This window comes from Pedobacter zeae (genome assembly GCF_014196715.1).
Classification (GTDB): Bacteria; Bacteroidota; Bacteroidia; order Sphingobacteriales; family Sphingobacteriaceae; genus Pedobacter; species Pedobacter zeae.
Genome location: NZ_JACIEF010000001.1, coordinates 951,211 through 969,156 on the forward strand (window position 1 = coordinate 951,211; position 17,946 = coordinate 969,156).

A 17,946-nucleotide genomic window follows, 5' to 3' on the forward strand; every position below is an offset into this window, starting at 1 on the left:
AAATGACCAAACAAGTTAGCAATAAAATATTAGTTTTGTAATGAACTATAATCTGTAATCAAACAATCAATATAATCTTTCCGCGAAGCGAAAAAAATGATAGAAAAAGACAATAAGAAAACCATCCGTTCTTGGGCTTTCTTCGATTGGGCAAATTCTGCCTATAACCTGGTCATCACCTCAACAATTTTTCCCGTTTATTATGTAGCCATTACCACCACAAAGGAACATGGGGATGAAGTTACCTTTTTCGGAAGAACGTTCATTAATACCGTTTTATCCAATTATGCACTGTCATTCGCTTACCTGATTATGGTGGTTTTGCTGCCAATATTATCGTCTTATGCCGATGCCAAGGGGAAAAAGAAATTTTTTATGCAATTGTTCACTTATATCGGTTCAATTGCCTGTATGGGATTGTTTTTCTTTAAACTTGAAACGCTGGAAGCGGGAATTATCTGCTTTGTTCTGGCCGCTATGGGCTATGTAGGCGGAGTAATGTTTAACAATTCTTACCTGCCAATTGTTGCTTCTGCCGAAAATCAGGATAAGGTTAGTGCTCAGGGTTTTTCTTATGGCTATGTTGGAAGTGTTTTGTTACAACTCATCTGCTTTGTTTTTGTATTGAAACCCGAACTATTCGGTATAACGGATAAATCGCTGCCTGCACAGATCTCATTTTTGCTTGTGGGCATCTGGTGGTTTTTATTTGCCCAGATTCCATTTAAGGTGTTACCCAAAGATTTACCCAATCCTTCAGCAGCAGGTAGGGGGATTATAAAAAGTAGTTTCCACGAATTTGTGAAAGTGTGGAACCAACTTAAACAGATGAGTTTTTTAAAAACCTATCTCCTTGCTTTTTTCTTTTATTCAATGGGCGTACAAACCATTATGCTGGCAGCAGCCGGTTTTGGTGCCAAGGTTTTAAAACTGGAATCGGGAAGTTTGATTGCCGTAATACTCATTATTCAATTGGTTGCCATTTTAGGCGCCTGGTTAATGTCGCTTTTAGCAAAGAAACTGGGGAATATAAATGTTTTAATCATTGTGGTGCTCATCTGGATAGGTTGCTGTATTTATGGCTATACCATCACAAACGCTTTGCAGTTTTATGTCCTGGCAGCAATAGTGGGATTAATAATGGGGGGTATACAATCATTGTCGCGCTCCACTTATTCGAAAAACATTCCTGAAAACACTACAGATACGGCGTCTTTTTTTAGTTTTTACGATGCTACAGAGAAATTGGCAATTGTTATCGGTTTATTCAGTTTTGCGCTTATTGAGGGGATTACGCATAATATGCGTCAATCGATCATCGCTTTGGCATCATTTTTTATAATTGGATTAATCTTTTTGCTGATCTCAAGGAAAATTGAGCGCAAATAACCGGCAAAATTGTAAGTTTGCAGTCGTTTAGTATATGATGAAAGTAGAATTATTTGTTCCCTGTTTTGTAGATCAGTTATACCCCGAAACTGCCTTTAATACGCTAAGGTTACTGGAAAAATCGGGATGTGAGGTGAGCTATAATTCAAAGCAAACCTGTTGCGGACAACCGGCATATAATGCGGGGTATTGGGATGAAGCGAAAGAAGTGGGTACGAAATTTCTGAACGATTTTACCGAAAATACTTATGTGGTAGCACCATCGGCATCGTGCGTAGGGATGGTGAAAGGTGGTTTTAACGATCTTTTTACCAATACTATTGTACACAACAAATGCCGTAGCCTGCAATCGAATATCTGGGAGCTTTCTGATTTCCTGATCAATGTGGCCAAAAAAGATTATTTCGGTGCTGAACTGGAAGGTAAAGCGGTTTATCACGATTCGTGCAGCGCTTTACGCGAATGCAAAATCAAAGATGAACCCCGCCAGCTTTTATCAAAAGTACATGGTTTGGAAATGATCGAAATGGAAGATACCGATATGTGCTGCGGTTTTGGCGGTACTTTTGCCGTAAAATTCGACGCTATTTCTTCAGCCATGGCCGAACAGAAAGTTAACCATGCATTGGCTCAACAAGCCGATTATATTATTTCTACGGATTTATCGTGCCTTTTACACCTTCAGGGGTATATCGATAAAAATAAGCTGCCGATCAAAACCATGCACATTGCCGATGTGCTTTGTAACGGTTGGCTGGAGAGTACTGAATATTAGCCCTCAGCCCCTAAAGGGAGAAGATCTTTAAATCTACCAGATTTCTGAAACCTGATAGGTTTTCTATTTAATTTAACGTGTTTTTATCGGGATTAAGCAAGGGGCGGGATTGTTGCAAAAGAACTACGGGTATTGCTTTCCTGAAAGAAAAGATCAGATCAATTGGATGAGTTGATCAATGATCGGAAATCATCAGGATTGTAATATTTAAATTACTTTCAGCACAAATCTGTCTTTAGGGCATCTAATTACAATCTTTAACATGTTTTATATTGCAATCTACAATATCTTTGTTAAACCTTTTAAAGGCTTTTATATCTAACAGACAAAACAAAATCATAATGAAAAAAATATTCATCGCGTTAATGGGAGTAATGTCTATTGTGGCTGTTGCAAATGCACAAAAGAAAACTTCAGGCGCAATACAGTTTGAAAATACCATCGATCCGGCTGCTATGGCCTCGGCCAGCGGTATACAGTTAACCGACCAGATGAAGGCTAGGATGCCTTCATCAAGTAAAACCAATTTCGAATTATTGTTTACGGCAACAAATGCCAGTTATATGCCTGTTGAAGAAACCGAAGACAGCAATGGTGCAGGTGGCGGTGGCGGCGGAATGGGCCGTATGATGATGCGTTTTGGTGGCGGAGGTGGTAACCGCGAATACTATTATACTTTCGCTGATAAAAGCCTGGTAGAAGTTTTTGACCTGAACGATACAACATACTACATGCCAAGCAAGTTAACCTTGTCTACATCGGGCCCTATAGGTTCGTTCAGGATGGGTGGCGGAAACCCGAACGATACAACCAAGGCAAAACCTGTGGCGCCAACCATCGAAGTGGTTAAAACCGATTCTACCAAACAGATTTTAGGTTTTACCTGTCACCAGGCAATTGTAAGATCGACCAGGCCAATCAAAATTTTGGATATGGATAAAAACGTTGTCGAAGAAACCAAAATCTGGTACACCAAAGATTTAGGCTTCGATTTTTCTCCAAATCCAAATATGTGGACAGAAGGCGCGGTTCTGGCTATTGAAGGGCGGGGCAACAGTTCTATTGCCAAAAGCATCGAATACAGAAATGTAAGTTCGAAAGATGTAACCGCACCCAAAAAGGCAAAACTGATTACTGCTGAAGAATATAAAACTAAAATGGAGAACATGATGAAACGTTTTAGACAGAACAGACCTGGTGGCGGTGGCCAGATCAGGGCATTTGGGATGAACTAGTATCTTAGACTTTAGATTTCAGAAGTTGGCATGGCACAGCGCAAGGCACAAACTTCGGAAGTCAGGAATTACAACCACCATAATAATTCTATTTGGCCCTTAAAGCTTAAGCTTTAAGGGCTTTTTTGTATCATTTTTGAATATTATACTTCATTGTATGCCGTAATTTTGCCATATAAAACAAGAATGACTATTATTGATAGAAAATATTAACTAGCCAAAGTGATTACAACTGAAAACCGTACGAATTTACTAGCAAGCAAGCAGCATTTTGAAATTTTGGATGGATTAAGAGGGGTAGCAGCCATTGTAGTGGTGATTTATCATTTTATGGAAATCGCCATTACCAATTACAATAAGAACTTTCTTTCGCATGGTTTCCTGGCAGTCGATTTCTTTTTCTGTTTATCCGGTTTTGTTATTGCCTATGCTTACGATAGCCGTGCACCACATATCGGCATTACACAGTTTTTTAAATTAAGACTGATCCGTTTGCATCCGCTGGTGGTTATCGGTTCGGTTTTAGGGCTGATCACTTTCCTTGTTGATCCGTATAGCGATCTTTATGACGTTTATGGGCTCGGAAAGACCTTTCTTTTATTTTTATCCTCGGTTTTTTTAATCCCATATCCGGCTATGCCCGAGCGGTATACCAATTTATTCTGCTTAAATGCACCGGCCTGGTCGTTATTTTGGGAGTATATTGCCAATATCTTTTACATCATTGTGCTTTATCGCCTGGGCAAAAAAAAACTAATCCCTTTGGTGGTTATTGGGGCAGTATGCCTCTGTTATGTTGCGGTTCGTGCTACCAATGTAGGTGGTGGATGGGGCGGACAGAATTTTTGGGACGGCGGGGCGCGTGTGCTGTACTCTTTTACGGCAGGTATGTTGGTTTATCGCTTAAACTGGATAATCAAAAATAGGCTTGGCTTTTTAGGGATGATTGTATTGTTGCTCGCAGCCTTTTTAGTTCCTTTTAACGATAAATACAATTTCATTACCGAACCTATACTCGTACTGTTTTACTTTCCACTTTTAGTGGCTTTGGGCGCAGGAGCAACATTAAACCCATCGTTTAAAAAGATCTGTAACCTATCAGGCGAAATCTCGTACCCGCTTTACATGGTACATTATCCATTTGTTTGGATATTTTTAACTTATGTGGCCGAAGTTCAGCCGGCAGCATCGTCGCTTTGGGTAGTTATCCCCGTTTCGGTACTGCTTTTAATTATTTTCTCTTATTTGGTGATGAAATTCGTGGACATTCCTTTGCGCAGGTACCTTAAAGAAAAATTTTTAAACCATAACAGAAAATGAAACCGTTAAAGTTTGCCTTGCTTTTCTTTCCCCTAAGTTTATTGTTTAGCTGTGTGTCATCTACCAATGATTATGCCTATAACGAGAAGGTGACTTCAATTTTCTTAAGTCAGATGAAGCAGATCGATGAAACAGACAGCGTCTTCAAAGATACATTAAAGGTTTATCTGAACGGATTTCCTGATTCTATTTTCTTATCGAACAAAGCTGAAAACCTGATCAATAACTCGAAAACAGATCTTGCTGATATCATGTCACTGAAACCCAGCAAGGCTGCTGAAAAATTTAATAATGACGTAATTTCCTATCTAAAAGCGATAAACGATTATGGTAAAACGGCAAAGCAGATGCTGCACACGCAAAACATGAATGAAAAGAAGAAAATACATGAACAGCTGATGCTGAAGTATAAGAAACTGAATACTTACCCTGATCGGGTATTAGCTGTACAGAAAAAATACCTGAATGAAGTGGGCCTGCAAGCCAGGTAAAATTTCAAGTTTATCTATCAATAACCATCTAAAATTCGTACCTTTGCACAAAATAAAATCACATTGTAAGTGATCTTTAAAACTTTTTTATTTAAAAATTTAAATCATAGTTGTAGATGATTAACATTACTTTACCTGACGGTTCTGTACGTCAGTATGAAAAGGGCACTTCTGCCCATCAAATTGCATTGTCAATTTCTGAGGGCCTGGCCCGTAACGTATTAGCCGCTGAGGTTAATGGCGAGGTTTGGGATTCAACAAGACCCATCGAATCTGATTCGTCAGTAAAATTGTTAACCTGGAGTGATGCTGCCGGAAAATCGACCTTTTGGCATTCATCGGCGCATTTAATGGCCGAGGCTTTAGAAGCGCTTTATCCTGGAACCAAATTTGGTATCGGTCCGGCAATTGAAACCGGTTTTTATTATGACGTAGACTTTGGCGGCCGCGAATTTTCTTCGGATGATTTCAAAGCCATCGAAACCAAAATGATCGAACTGGCCAAACAAAAGGAAACTTTTGTGCGTGAAAGTGTAAGCAAAGCTGATGCTGTTAAATATTTCACCGAGAAGGGTGATGAATATAAGCTGGATTTGATTGATGGCCTTGAAGATGGTAAAATTACCTTTTATACCCAGGGCGCATTTACCGATTTATGCCGTGGTCCGCATATTCCGAACACAGGTTTTATAAAAGCGGTAAAACTGATGAATGTGGCCGGCGCTTACTGGCGCGGCGACGAAACCAAAAAACAGCTGACCCGTATTTATGGCGTAACTTTTCCTAAAGCCAGCGAGCTTAGTGAATACCTGTTGATGATCGAAGAAGCTAAAAAACGCGATCACCGTAAACTGGGTAAAGAACTGGAATTGTTTGCTTTCTCAGAAAAAGTGGGCATGGGCTTGCCATTATGGTTACCAAAAGGAACCGCTTTGCGCGAGCGTTTGGTTAACTTCTTGACTAAGGCACAAGCTAAAGCGGGTTACGAGCAAGTGGTTACACCACATATCGGCCATAAAAACCTGTATGTCACTTCAGGCCACTGGGAAAAATATGGTAAAGATTCGTTCCAGCCGATTAAAACCCCGCAGGAAGGAGAGGAGTTTTTCTTAAAACCAATGAACTGCCCGCACCACTGCGAGATTTACAAAACAAAACCACGTTCTTATAAAGATCTTCCGGTTCGTTTTGCTGAATTTGGTACCGTTTACCGTTACGAACAAAGTGGCGAATTACACGGTTTAACCCGTGTACGTGGCTTTACTCAGGATGATGCACACTTGTTCTGTATGCCGGAGCAGGTTAAAGATGAGTTTAAAAAAGTAATCGATCTGGTGCTTTATGTATTTAAATCTTTAGGTTTTGAAAACTATACTGCCCAGGTTTCGTTAAGGGATCCGGAGAATAAAGCCAAATATATCGGTTCTGATGAGAACTGGAGGCTATCTGAAAATGCCATCATCGAAGCAGCGGCCGAAAAAGGTTTAAATACCGTTGTAGAATATGGCGAAGCCGCTTTCTATGGTCCGAAGCTCGATTTTATGGTTAAAGATGCTTTAGGCAGAAAATGGCAGCTGGGTACTATCCAGGTTGATTATAACCTTCCGGAGCGTTTCGAACTGGAATACACCGGTAGCGATAACCAGAAGCACCGTCCGGTAATGATCCACCGTGCACCATTTGGTTCGCTGGAAAGATTTATCGCCGTACTGATCGAACACTGTGCCGGAAACTTCCCTTTATGGTTGAGTCCGGAGCAATTTATTATTCTTCCTATTTCAGAAAAATATGAAGAATATGCAAAAAAAGTTTTAGATGAACTAAATAATTCCGATATTCGCGGGCTGATTGACTTTCGTGATGAAAAAATCGGTCGCAAAATACGTGATTCGGAAGTTAAAAAGATCCCTTACATGCTCATTATCGGCGATAAAGAGATGGCAGAAGGAAAAGTTTCTGTGCGTAAACATGGTGAGGGAGATTTAGGCGAAATGACGTTGGAAGAGTTCAACAATTTATTAAGAAAAGAAATAACAGTTTAAATTAAAATAATACAAATTTGGCATTAGGAAGACCAGGATTTAACAGGGGACCACGTCCACCTTTTAAGAAAAAAGAAGCAGAGCATAACATTAATCAGTATATAAAATCGCCTGAAGTGCGTTTAGCTGGCGATAATGTTGAACCGGGGATTTATCCTTTGGCGAAAGCTTTGGCACTTGCTGATGAACTGGAACTGGATTTGGTAGAGATTTCTCCAAATGCTGTACCACCAGTTTGTAGAATTATTGATTACAGTAAATTTGTTTACGAGCAAAAGAAAAAGCAAAAAGAAATTAAAGCTAATGCCAAACAAACTGTAATTAAGGAGATCCGTTTTGGACCTAATACGAACGATCACGATTTCCAGTTTAAATTAAAACATGCCGTAAGCTTTTTGGAGAACGGAGAGAAAGTTAGGGCTTATGTGCATTTTAAAGGTAGGGCAATTGTGTACAAAGAACAGGGAGAAATTTTATTATTGAAATTTGCCCAGGCTTTGGAAGATGTAGGGAAGGTAGAGTTGTTACCAAAGTTGGAAGGTAAACGGATGTTCCTTACTGTTGCGCCTAAAGTAGCAAAAAAATAAAAACAATTTTATAAATTAAATAACAGGTTATGCCAAAAATGAAAACCAATTCCAGTGCCAAAAAGCGTTTTTCGCTTACTGGAACAGGTAAAATCAAAAGAAACAAAGCATACAAAAGTCACATCTTAACCAAGATGAGTACTAAACGTAAACGTGCGCTTGGAAATGCAGGAATTGTAACAGATGCAGATTCAGGTAACGTAAAACGTATGCTTTGCATCGGAAAGTAATTCATTAATTTCACCAGGTATCAGGCATTAAAGTTCCTTAACTGGACGCCGCTTACCAAAAAACAACAACAACATGCCACGTTCGGTAAACGCAGTAGCTTCGAGAAGAAGAAGAAAAAAGATCCTTAATTTAGCCAAAGGTTATTGGGGAGCAAGAAGTAAGGTTTATACTGTTGCCAAAAACACAGTAGAAAAAGGTTTGCAATATGCATACCGTGACCGTAAAGTTAAGAAAAGAGAATTCCGCGGATTGTGGATCCAACGTATCAACGCTGGTGCACGTCAGCACGGTATTTCTTACTCTCAATTAATCGGTAAATTAGCTTCAAAAGAAATCGGTTTAAACCGTAAAGTATTGGCTGATTTAGCAATGAATCATCCTGAAGCTTTCAAAGCTGTAATTGATGCAGTAAAATAGAATTTTCGTTTCGACGATAATCATATTTAAAAAAGGGAACCAAATGGGTTCCCTTTTTTAATGGGCTTAACTTTGGTCATCTGTTTCGGCATCCGGTGCATTTTTTTGAACAGATTCGATTCCATTATCTCTCGCGGAAGTACTTTCGTACATTTCGCTAGAACCTATAATCTGACCGTTTGTTGCTTTTAAGCTAAAATAATACTTGCAATTGCTTGAGGTTTTCCGTTCAAATTTCGAATCGTCCTTCGCATTCTTTTTAACCGATTCAATTCCGTTTTCGCAGCTCGATTTCGCGGCATAACCTTCACTGCTTAAAATAACCTGACCATTTCCGGCTTTCAGATTAAACTGGTATTCGCCATTGCTCCTTTTAGTAATCACAAATTTTCCCATAGTGCTGATATTTAATTATTTGGTTTAAAGTACCTTACTCTTAAAGTTATAAAAATTTCGAAGCAAAATCAATATGCTTTCGAGAATTAAAAATAAGTTAATATTTAATATGGAGTGTTATATCGCTAAAAGCAAGATCGTCATTTCTGCGAAAGTGTGAATCTTCGAATAGTTTTTTAGACTCCGTTATACTCCGCTCGAAATGACGATAATTTTATTAATATAATCCCAGTTCTGCTAAACAGGCAAATTGCTGACCATCATGTGCAGATTTAGCGATAATTTTATAGTATAGGAATGTTTGAGGAGAAGCGAAATCAAAATACTGTACTCCGGTTACGTTTTTAGCAACGTAATTGCCCTGTGATGTAAAATTGATGCCATCTGTACTGGTTAAAATTTCAAAATCGTTAACCGCCCTGCTTAAGCTGCTGCGCTGCAATAAACTTACGCCACTCGCTGTTTTAGAAGTTGTACCAACTTTAATAACCACATTGTGAGGGTAAGAAGTGGCAGATGTTCTCCATCTCGAATGCCAAACAGTAGCCGGATCATTATCAATTAAACTGGTCGCTTTACCATCTGAACTTTCTTCAGAACTGAACGAAGCAATGCTCCATCCTGTTTTGCTTAGCTCGTTCTTTGTTGAGAAACCTAATACAGGTAATCCTCCGGAAAAGGTATAGCTATAAATCTGTTCGGTTACTGTGCCATTATCGTGTACAAGTTTTACTTTTAGTTCGTAAGGAATACCATCGGCTTTTTCCTGCAGATCGGCAATTGGCATCACCACCCTGAAACTATCTGTACCAATTTTTTTCGACTCCCAGGTGATGGCATTGTAATCCTTGTTTACGCCTGTACCTTCATTGTTTACATTTGGATCATTGTAATATAAAATGCTGGTTACGTTACCGGTAGAGGTAAATTTTCCGGATACCACTATTGATGCCAGGCCACTATCGTAACTGGCGTATATTTTAGGGATGCTGGTGGTAACCGAGCCGTAATAACTATTGGAGTTATTATTAAAAACCTGGTTAACATTTAAAATAGCAGCATCGGCAGCGGTTAAAAAAGTTGGGCTCTTGCCCAGTGTTCCATTACCGGCCCACATTAATGCCATACCCAATGTAGAATTTTCAGAAACTTTTTGTCTGTTGTGCGGTAAATTTAAACCATGGCCCAATTCGTGAACCATGCCGCCAAACCAAACGCTGAATCGGTTACCTACCGTTGTATTTAAGCCAAGGTTGGCAATATCCATTTCCTCATAATCAAGGGCATAGCACCAGCGGCCGGTACCATAAAACGGACCACCGCTTGGCGTACCATTGGTGCCGATGGAATACCTCGGGATAATCACCAGGGTATGATCGCTGGTTTTATCTGCAGGGTGGGCTGCAAAATAAGCGTTTATTTCGCTGGCAACAGCTCCTGAACCGCCTGAGTAGGGGTAACTGCTTTTTGGTAAATTTCCCCTGATGGTTAAGATTTTTACGCCACCAGAGCCATCATCGGCCAGGCCAAAAGTTTTATTGCCATAACCGTTCCGGTTCATTTCCTGTTTATACCAGTCTTGGGTCCACAGCAAAAGGTCGCTTAATCTTTTCCGATAACCCGCTAAGGTATCCAGATCGTTAGGTACAAAATACACGATGTTTACATTGCGTGTTTGCGTAACAATACTGGCCGTGGCCATCTTCTGGCTAATTTTAAATGTTTTTTCTTCATTTTGTAAGTTTTCGGCTTTTTTACAAGATAAGACAGCCAGACAGGCGGATACAAGGCCCGCAAGAAGTACACTGTTTTTTTTCATTTGATAATTTTTAGGTTTGGATTGATAATATGCAATTTGGTTAATACTGCCTTGTTTAACGTGCTGAGCTCAGCCACATGCCCTGGTTCTTGTAAAGAAAACACATCATCATCATTTGCCAAACCTGGCCGCTATCCTCTGTATTCTGTTTAAAAATGATGTGTAATAAGCCGGTTCCTATTTGTCCTGTAACCCTTAAGTTACACACAGTAGCCGTACTTTATTAAAATAAATCAGCGCAAACGTTTGTGTTACAATTGTATGAAGTGTATATATCGATTAAGCCAGAAAAACGTATAAAGCGTGTTTTTCAAATCTTTTATCGCAATCAATCATGAATTTGAAGATTACAACACGCAAACGTTTGATTTTATAGTCGGGAAGGCCCTAATTTGCTTACGTTTTGCGGTTATTTTAGTTATGTAGTATTTTTTAGGCTTTTAAGTTTATGTTTTGTATAGCGAAAGGGGCAGGAAGAAATCGCAGCTTGATTGCTACAAAAGAATGAAAGACCAGCAGGTTAATTTGCAGAAAATTAGCGTTGTATGAAGTAGAACAACCTGAACGTACTGATGATCCGGAGGCAAGAATAATTCAAAAATAAACCGGGTTTTTAACCTAAAGTATTGGTGAATTTCATTCTGATTCCACTTTGAAAATTAAGAATAATTTTAAAGATCTCAACAAGTGTTACCTTTTCGATTTTGGATAGTGTATCTATTTCGATAAAATTGTTGGGTACAGACTGGTGATTGATAATTAAATTGGCCTGGTGTTTTAACCTTAAACCCATCAGGTAATAATAAGATTGGGAGAGTTCATTAAACTGTTGTTCGGTAAAAATGCCCAGTTCTTTTAAAGCTTTTAAACGTTCGCCGGTATTTTCTTTCTGAAATATCCTGTTTTGCAGGGCGTAAACCCTTGCCAGATCGACAATAGGGGTCATGGCGGTTTTAATATCGAAAACTTCCTTTTTATGTATTTTTTGGGTCCTGATATTTCTGAAATAGGTTAGTGGAGGTTCATACAGTAAGGCATTTTTGGCCAGGTAGACATAAAATTTTTCAATGGGTTTCTGCAGTTCTTCATCTACAAAAGACCTTAAGCTTTCCATAATGCTTAAATCGCCATAAATTGCCCGGCAATCGAAAAAAGCTGCAAATTTTACTGCCGCTTCGGGCAAGGCTTCTTCAATCCAGTTTTTGTAGTTGTATTTCCAGTGCGATAAAGAGTGTGTCCAGTTTGGATTGGTAGCCATATAATCTCCATCGCAGTATACAAAGCCAACATGATTCAGCTTATCAGAAACCTGCGTGGCCAGGTCGAGAAAATAGGTGCGTACAGCCGCCCTTTTATCTTCAGGTGTATCTTCATAAATAATTGCGTTATCCTGATCGGTTTTAAGGCTTAGCTCTTTACGGCCCTCGCTACCTAAAACCATAAACACAAATTTTGCTGGTGGTGGTCCGAGTTTAGCAATTACTTCTTCAATAATTTTAAATGAAATGGTATCTGCAATGGTAGTAACCACCTCGTTTACAATCTTTGCATGAACTCCTCTGTTTAATAGCTGTGCAACAATATGTGGTACTTTCTGCCATTTTAACTTCAGGTCGTTGGTGTTAACAGCCGATTTAACCGACTGAATGAAAACCAAAGGAGATTCTGCCTGCTCGCTCAGGAGCCTGTTCCGGCTTAAAAAACCTACGTAGTTGCCATGATCATTTATCAGCAAATAGCGCGACTTTTTACTGAACATCATCAGGATAGCTTCGTAAACGTAAGCATCGGGTGTTATGGATACGATATTTTTATCCATAACCGTTTCAATGGGCAGGCTGGCACTTAACTGTTTTGCAATAACTTCATCCCTTAAAGTAATATCGGTTACGAAACCCAGGTAACCTTGCAGCTCATCTTTAATAAAAAGGCAGCTGGTTTTCTGTTCAGCCATTTTAATCGCTGCTTCAAAAATAGGCGTTTTGGGCCCGCAACTCACTATTTTTTTAAAGGTGATGTCCCCGATACGGGCTGTATAAATACGGTCGGTTAATTTATCTTCCATTAAAAATACCCTTTAAAACTTTTTTGAATGAAAATGCTTCTGCTTTCTTCTTTTCACGGTTAAAGCCGTGTTGCTGACTATAAACTGATGACAGGCTGATTTTTTTACTTTCGATGAGGTGAAAAAATATTTTAGCGGCGCTTAATGCATCAGAAAGAGCATTATGCATATTCTCCGGTACCTCGTTAAATAATATGGTATAGAATTTATCGAGTTTCAGGTGGCTGATTACAGAATCGGTAATATACAGCGCACTGGCTTTCATGGTACAGAAAAAAGATAAGCCTTTAAAAACATCTTCCTTGCCCATTCTAAATAGCTCCACATTCAGCATATGATAATCGAGTTCAATAAAATGGCCGATAACCAGGGGTTTATATTTTTTAATATCAGCATAGAAACTGAGCATAATTTCTCTCTTGTCTTCCCCGTGTAGCTGCAGGTATTCTGCGCTGATGTTATGAATTTTTTGTGCAGCTTTATCAATTTTAATTCCCGTATTGCTGATGTAGTGGTTGGCCCGCTTGATTTCGTTATGCTGCTGATCGTAAATAATCCAGGCAATTTGAACGATATGGGGCCAGTTTTTTTCATTTCCATAAGGTGCCGACCAGTTTTTTGGTAAACCAGATGTTTCGGTATCAACAACTAAGAAATATTCCTCCAATTTTAGATGGTTGGTTAGGTAAAAAGTGGCACAATCTTAATCAAAGATAATTATTATTTGGCAGCTGTATGAAAGAAATATTAAAGCAGCGAAAGAAATTGATCCTCCTTTCGAGAGATCAGTTTTTTGGAAAAACAGGAGTATAGCTGATCTGGTAACTATTTAGTAATCAATGAATATGGTGCTGTATGGAGGTGAATCGTTCCAAGATTATCATCACCCTGAATCCCTTTCAGGGTCTTTCAAACGAGGTAAATCTCTTGGTTTCACGATGTTTCAGTCGAGATGACGATTCTATTTCTATTTAATCAACCAACCTTAACCATTAAGAATATTTAAGAACTTAAATGCCTATATGGTGAATAATTAGCGCTCGATGAAGCCAAATCTGTGCAGACAGATCTCTTCATTTCACTATATTCCGGTCGAGATGACGATGTGCCATCACTACTTACCAATTAACAGAAATGCTATCGCGGCCAATACGGATCCAATAATTGGACCTACAACAGGTATCCAGGCATAAGCCCAGTCGCTGCTGCCTTTTCCTTTCATTGGGATTAAAGCATGAACAATCCGGGGACCTAAATCTCTTGCCGGGTTGATGGCATATCCTGTTGTTCCGCCCAGTGCCAAACCGATAACCCACACTAAAAATGCAACAGGTATGGCACCCATCGAGCCTAATCCTATAGGTGTAACGGTTTCTTTAGTACCCATACTGGCATCTGTAAAATAAAAAATCACAAATATGAGTACAAAAGTGCCAATGATTTCGGAAGCAAGATTTGATGTTTTGTTTCTGATCGCCGGCGAAGTGGCAAAAGGTGCGGCTTTTAAACCGGAATCGTCTGTAGCATCGAAGTGATCCTTGTAAATAACCCAGACCAAAAAAGAACCGGTCATGGCACCAGCCAGCTGTGCCAGGATATAATATGGTACAAGGGCCCAGCTAAAGCCTTTTCCAATGGCCAAGCCTAAGGTTACCACAGGATTTAAATGTGCGCCACTGTATGGCCCTGCCACCACAACGCCTACGAAAACAGCAAGAGCCCAGGCGGTTGTAATGACAATCCAGCCACTGTTATTTCCTTTTGTGGCCTTTAATACTACATTCGCAACCACACCATTTCCCAGGAGGATCATTAAAGCAGTGCCAATAAATTCTGCGAGATATACATTCATTGTAAAAAAAATAAGCGATTAATAATTAATTTACTATTCCAGACAGATTAATTTCTTTATCTGAATAAAGGCTTAAAACTAAACTAACTTCGTTGAGCCAGCAATACCCGGTTTCAGGATGATGATGGCTTATGGTTAGTCCTCCGCATTTACCCTGGCCGCTTTTACAGCCCTGTTCCAGCCTTTTATTCTTTCTGTATTGTCTATGCCTTCTTCAGCCGTGAAAGTTCTGTTTATTTTCCATTGCTTGCGGATCTGGTCGATATTTTCCCAAAAACCCGTAGCCAGGCCTGCCAGGTAAGCAGCACCTATGGCCGTTACCTCGGTAACTTCCGGCCTGATGACCTCGCACTTTAAAAGATCTGCCTGAAACTGCATCAATAAATCGTTTGCGGTAACACCGCCATCTACGCGGAGTTCGGTGATATTTACCCCTGCGTCAGCTTCCATGGCCTTTAATACATCCATGGTTTGGTAAGCAATGCTCTCTAAGGCAGCCCTTGCAATGTGCGATTTATTTGTTCCCCTCGTTAATCCGGTTATTGTTCCGCGCGCATGCTGGTCCCAATGTGGTGCACCTAAACCTGCAAAAGCAGGCACTACGTATACACCATCGGTATCTTTTACCTTTTTAGCCAGGGTTTCTACATCGGCCGACCTTGAAATAAAACCCATCTCGTCCCTCAACCATTGTACAACCGCACCGCCTATAAAAATACTTCCTTCAAGTGCATAATTTACCTGACCGTTAATTTGCCAGGCGATGGTGGTTAAAAGGTTATTGGCAGAAATCCGTGGTTTTTCCCCGATATTCATCAGCATGAAACAGCCTGTGCCATAGGTATTTTTTACCATACCTGTTTCAGTACACATCTGGCCAAACAGCGCCGATTGCTGGTCGCCGGCTATGCCTGCTATCGGGATTTTAGCGGCCAGTATTCTTCCTGCCGTTTCGCCATAAACCTCGCTTGATGATTTTACCTCAGGAAGCATCTCTTTCGGGATAGAAAATAATTCGAGCAGTTCTTCATCCCAGTTAAGGGTATGGATGTTATAAAGCATGGTACGCGAGGCGTTGGTTACATCGGTAACATGTTTCCCGCCGGCTGTTAATTTCCAGATCAACCAGGTATCTATTGTACCGAAGGCCAGTTTTCCTGCTTCGGCCTTTTCCCTTGCGCCTTCTACATTTTCCAAAATCCATCTGGCTTTGGTTGCAGAAAAATAAGAATCGATAATCAGACCGGTTTTTTCCTGGATTTTTCCTGCTAAACCTTTAGCCTTAATTTCATCACAATAGGCAGAAGTACGCCTGTCTTGCCAAACAATGGCGTTATAAATGGGCATTCCACTTTCTTTATCCCATACCACGGTAGTTTCGCGCTGGTTGGTAATGCCAATGGCGGCTATATCGTTTACCGTAAGGCTCGCTTTAACAATTACTTCGGTAACAACAGCCAGCTGTGTCGACCAGATTTCCATAGGGTCGTGTTCTACCCATCCGGCTTTCGGGTATACCTGAGTGAATTCTTTTTGTGCAATGGCAACAATTTCGCCATTGTGGTTAAAAATAATGGCTCTCGAACTTGTGGTTCCCTGATCGATAGACAAGATGTATTTGCTCATAATTAAGAATTTGGTTAGAGGGTTATGCCTTCTCGGTTATAATAGGTTAATGATAAAGGTAACCATCAGCTAGTTTATTAAATGTTTCAATTTGCTCGACCTCCCAACGCTCATCTGCAGATAATTCTTTCGAGAGGAGTGAGGCCACCCTTGGTGCCATACTTTTCGCAGCCTGCGCATCAATAAATAATACCCTAAGTCTTCTGCTTAAAATATCCTCTACGGTTTCGGCCATTTCGTTCCTTGCTGACCAAATTACTTCGGCTTCAACAAAGGGGAAAGATGGATGTAACTGCTGCCCAAGGCTTGGGTTTTGTTTGATTAAAGCTTCAATTTTATCCCGGTCAGATCCATATATCGATAAATGATCATCTTCCTTCATGAGTTGGCTTCCGTGAATGCTCAGATTTTCTGTTATACATACTTTCGGTTCTAAACCGGCCTGTTTAATGGCTAAGTCTACAGTTTCTTGGGCCATGCGACGGTAGGTTGTCCATTTTCCACCGGTTATGGTAATCAATCCCTTTGCCGAAACAATCAGTTTATGGTCTCTGCTGATTTCTTTTGTGCTGTTCCCATCGCCATTTGTTGGTGCTGCCAGTGGTCTTAAGCCAGAGAATACGCTCAATATATCTTTTTCCTGTGGCTTGCGGTTGAAGTAACCAGCGGCGGTACCCATAATAAAATCTACTTCTTCTTTTAAAGCGTGTGGTTCAAGGCTATGCTCGTTCAGTGGGGTATCGGTGGTACCTACAAGTAAATGTTCGTGCCAGGGAACTGCAAATAATACACGGCCATCAGATGTTTTTGGAATCATCAACGCCGACTCGCTGTTTAAGAAACTTTTTTCCAGCACTACATGAACACCCTGGCTTGGGCGCACCAGTTTTTTTGTGTTGGGATTGTTCATCAGCAGGATATCATCCACAAAAACCCCGGTGGCATTGATTACTATTTTGCCTGTAAACTGGGATTTCAAGCCCGTAATGGTATCTTTTGTTTCAATACCAGTAACGGTTTCGCCATTTTTTAATAAACCGGTTACTTTTGTGTAGTTTAATAGTGTAGCTCCTTTTTCAATGGCTGTTTGAGCAATATTGATGGCTAAACGGGCATCGTCAAACTTTCCGTCGTAATACCTGATGCTGCCTTTTAAACCTTTTGCTTTAATGCCGGGCATCATGGCCAGCGTTTCCTTTTTAGAGAAATAGCTGGATTTGCCGAAGCTGTATTTTCCTGCCAGCCAATCGTACAGGGTAAGCCCTGTTAAATATTTAATAATGGAAAACCAATTGTAGCAGGGGATCAGGAATGCTTCTTTATGTACGAGGTGTTTAGCGTTCTGTTGTAATAACCCACGCTCTTTAAGGGCATGTCTCACCAGTCCGATATCTCCCTGGGCCAAATAGCGCACCCCTCCGTGCACCAGCTTTGTGCTCCGGCTCGATGTTCCTTTTGCATAATCAGCCTGTTCTACCAATAAGGTTTTATAGCCACGGCTGGCTGCATCAAGTGCTGTACCCAGGCCCGTTGCCCCACCACCAATGATAATCAGGTCCCAATTTATGTTTTCTGCAATGAGCGGCTGGTGTAATCTTTTCATTCTTATGATTAAAAGTAATAAATCGAAACAATACGCAATTATAAGAAATCATAATCGGAATAATATAATATCTTCGTGAAAAAATTATTAATTATTTG

General features: G+C 40.2%; 16 protein-coding genes. 9 read left to right on the forward strand and 7 right to left on the reverse strand.

Translation table 11 applies throughout. The features are described from left to right. Positions 1-96 precede the first annotated feature (96 nt). The 9 genes from GGQ60_RS03925 to rplT all read left to right on the forward strand — a co-directional run bounded on the left by GGQ60_RS03925 (position 97) and on the right by rplT (position 8,487). Positions 97-1,389: an MFS transporter gene (locus GGQ60_RS03925; RefSeq protein WP_183760083.1), complete on the forward strand. Its 1,293-nt coding sequence runs from the start codon at positions 97-99 to the stop codon at positions 1,387-1,389. A gap of 37 nt (positions 1,390-1,426) precedes the next feature. Continuing rightward, complete coding sequence (locus GGQ60_RS03930; RefSeq protein ID WP_183761250.1) at positions 1,427-2,164, forward strand: (Fe-S)-binding protein; 738 nt, start codon at positions 1,427-1,429, stop codon at positions 2,162-2,164. Between the two features lie 341 nt (positions 2,165-2,505). After that, on the forward strand, positions 2,506-3,399 hold the full coding sequence (locus GGQ60_RS03935) for a hypothetical protein (RefSeq protein ID WP_183760085.1): 894 nt from the start codon (positions 2,506-2,508) through the stop codon (positions 3,397-3,399). A gap of 222 nt (positions 3,400-3,621) precedes the next feature. Beyond that, the gene (locus GGQ60_RS03940) at positions 3,622-4,719 is read left to right on the forward strand and encodes an acyltransferase family protein (protein WP_229685083.1); all 1,098 of its coding nucleotides are present in this window, start codon (positions 3,622-3,624) and stop codon (positions 4,717-4,719) included. After that, a complete protein-coding gene (locus tag GGQ60_RS03945) occupies positions 4,716-5,210 on the forward strand; it encodes a hypothetical protein (protein WP_183760087.1) in 495 nt (164 codons plus the stop codon). Before GGQ60_RS03940 ends, GGQ60_RS03945 begins: the two co-directional genes overlap by 4 nt. A gap of 116 nt (positions 5,211-5,326) precedes the next feature. Next, on the forward strand, positions 5,327-7,252 hold the full coding sequence (gene thrS, locus GGQ60_RS03950) for a threonine--tRNA ligase (RefSeq protein WP_183760089.1): 1,926 nt from the start codon (positions 5,327-5,329) through the stop codon (positions 7,250-7,252). A gap of 17 nt (positions 7,253-7,269) precedes the next feature. After that, positions 7,270-7,839, forward strand: coding sequence for a translation initiation factor IF-3 (gene infC, locus GGQ60_RS03955; protein ID WP_051691975.1), 570 nt, complete (start codon positions 7,270-7,272; stop codon positions 7,837-7,839). A 29-nt stretch (positions 7,840-7,868) separates the two neighbouring features. Continuing rightward, on the forward strand, positions 7,869-8,069 hold the full coding sequence (rpmI, locus tag GGQ60_RS03960; RefSeq protein WP_010600880.1) for a 50S ribosomal protein L35: 201 nt from the start codon (positions 7,869-7,871) through the stop codon (positions 8,067-8,069). Positions 8,070-8,142: 73 nt separating this feature from the next. After that, complete coding sequence (gene rplT / locus GGQ60_RS03965) at positions 8,143-8,487, forward strand: 50S ribosomal protein L20 (protein WP_025144714.1); 345 nt, start codon at positions 8,143-8,145, stop codon at positions 8,485-8,487. Positions 8,488-8,553: 66 nt separating this feature from the next. Here the strand turns inward: rplT and GGQ60_RS03970 are convergent, their stop codons facing one another. From GGQ60_RS03970 to GGQ60_RS04000, 7 genes are all read right to left on the reverse strand, one after another. Continuing rightward, positions 8,554-8,883: a YegP family protein gene (locus tag GGQ60_RS03970; protein WP_183760091.1), complete on the reverse strand. Its 330-nt coding sequence runs from the start codon at positions 8,881-8,883 to the stop codon at positions 8,554-8,556. Positions 8,884-9,100: 217 nt separating this feature from the next. After that, positions 9,101-10,702 carry a discoidin domain-containing protein gene (locus tag GGQ60_RS03975; protein WP_183760093.1) on the reverse strand — a complete coding sequence of 534 codons (1,602 nt, stop codon included), beginning with the start codon at positions 10,700-10,702 and terminating at the stop codon, positions 9,101-9,103. 613 nt (positions 10,703-11,315) lie between these two features. Continuing rightward, the gene (locus GGQ60_RS03980) at positions 11,316-12,767 is read right to left on the reverse strand and encodes a DUF294 nucleotidyltransferase-like domain-containing protein (RefSeq protein ID WP_183760095.1); all 1,452 of its coding nucleotides are present in this window, start codon (positions 12,765-12,767) and stop codon (positions 11,316-11,318) included. Next, a complete protein-coding gene (locus GGQ60_RS03985; protein WP_183760097.1) occupies positions 12,757-13,434 on the reverse strand; it encodes a 3'-5' exonuclease in 678 nt (225 codons plus the stop codon). The genes GGQ60_RS03980 and GGQ60_RS03985 overlap by 11 nt, the downstream gene beginning before the upstream one ends. Before the next feature lie 447 nt (positions 13,435-13,881). Beyond that, positions 13,882-14,619, reverse strand: coding sequence for an MIP/aquaporin family protein (locus GGQ60_RS03990; RefSeq protein ID WP_183760099.1), 738 nt, complete (start codon positions 14,617-14,619; stop codon positions 13,882-13,884). A gap of 135 nt (positions 14,620-14,754) precedes the next feature. After that, positions 14,755-16,245 carry a glycerol kinase GlpK gene (gene glpK / locus GGQ60_RS03995; RefSeq protein ID WP_221235872.1) on the reverse strand — a complete coding sequence of 497 codons (1,491 nt, stop codon included), beginning with the start codon at positions 16,243-16,245 and terminating at the stop codon, positions 14,755-14,757. Between the two features lie 46 nt (positions 16,246-16,291). Then, positions 16,292-17,848 carry a glycerol-3-phosphate dehydrogenase/oxidase gene (locus GGQ60_RS04000; protein ID WP_183760101.1) on the reverse strand — a complete coding sequence of 519 codons (1,557 nt, stop codon included), beginning with the start codon at positions 17,846-17,848 and terminating at the stop codon, positions 16,292-16,294. Positions 17,849-17,946 lie beyond the last annotated feature (98 nt).

What these genes read in the sequence shown, in the direction of transcription:
- glpK (WP_221235872.1), bottom strand. Translation starts at nt 16,245, where the DNA reads ATGAGCAAATACATCTTGTCTATCGATCAGGGAACCACAAGTTCGAGA.
- GGQ60_RS03980 (WP_183760095.1), bottom strand. Translation starts at nt 12,767, where the DNA reads ATGGAAGATAAATTAACCGACCGTATTTATACAGCCCGTATCGGGGAC.
- GGQ60_RS03945 (WP_183760087.1), top strand. Translation starts at nt 4,716, where the DNA reads ATGAAACCGTTAAAGTTTGCCTTGCTTTTCTTTCCCCTAAGTTTATTG.
- thrS (WP_183760089.1), top strand. Translation starts at nt 5,327, where the DNA reads ATGATTAACATTACTTTACCTGACGGTTCTGTACGTCAGTATGAAAAG.
- GGQ60_RS03990 (WP_183760099.1), bottom strand. Translation starts at nt 14,619, where the DNA reads ATGAATGTATATCTCGCAGAATTTATTGGCACTGCTTTAATGATCCTC.
- GGQ60_RS03925 (WP_183760083.1), top strand. Translation starts at nt 97, where the DNA reads ATGATAGAAAAAGACAATAAGAAAACCATCCGTTCTTGGGCTTTCTTC.
- rpmI (WP_010600880.1), top strand. Translation starts at nt 7,869, where the DNA reads ATGCCAAAAATGAAAACCAATTCCAGTGCCAAAAAGCGTTTTTCGCTT.
- GGQ60_RS03970 (WP_183760091.1), bottom strand. Translation starts at nt 8,883, where the DNA reads ATGGGAAAATTTGTGATTACTAAAAGGAGCAATGGCGAATACCAGTTT.
- rplT (WP_025144714.1), top strand. Translation starts at nt 8,143, where the DNA reads ATGCCACGTTCGGTAAACGCAGTAGCTTCGAGAAGAAGAAGAAAAAAG.
- GGQ60_RS03975 (WP_183760093.1), bottom strand. Translation starts at nt 10,702, where the DNA reads ATGAAAAAAAACAGTGTACTTCTTGCGGGCCTTGTATCCGCCTGTCTG.
- GGQ60_RS03930 (WP_183761250.1), top strand. Translation starts at nt 1,427, where the DNA reads ATGAAAGTAGAATTATTTGTTCCCTGTTTTGTAGATCAGTTATACCCC.
- GGQ60_RS04000 (WP_183760101.1), bottom strand. Translation starts at nt 17,848, where the DNA reads ATGAAAAGATTACACCAGCCGCTCATTGCAGAAAACATAAATTGGGAC.
- GGQ60_RS03935 (WP_183760085.1), top strand. Translation starts at nt 2,506, where the DNA reads ATGAAAAAAATATTCATCGCGTTAATGGGAGTAATGTCTATTGTGGCT.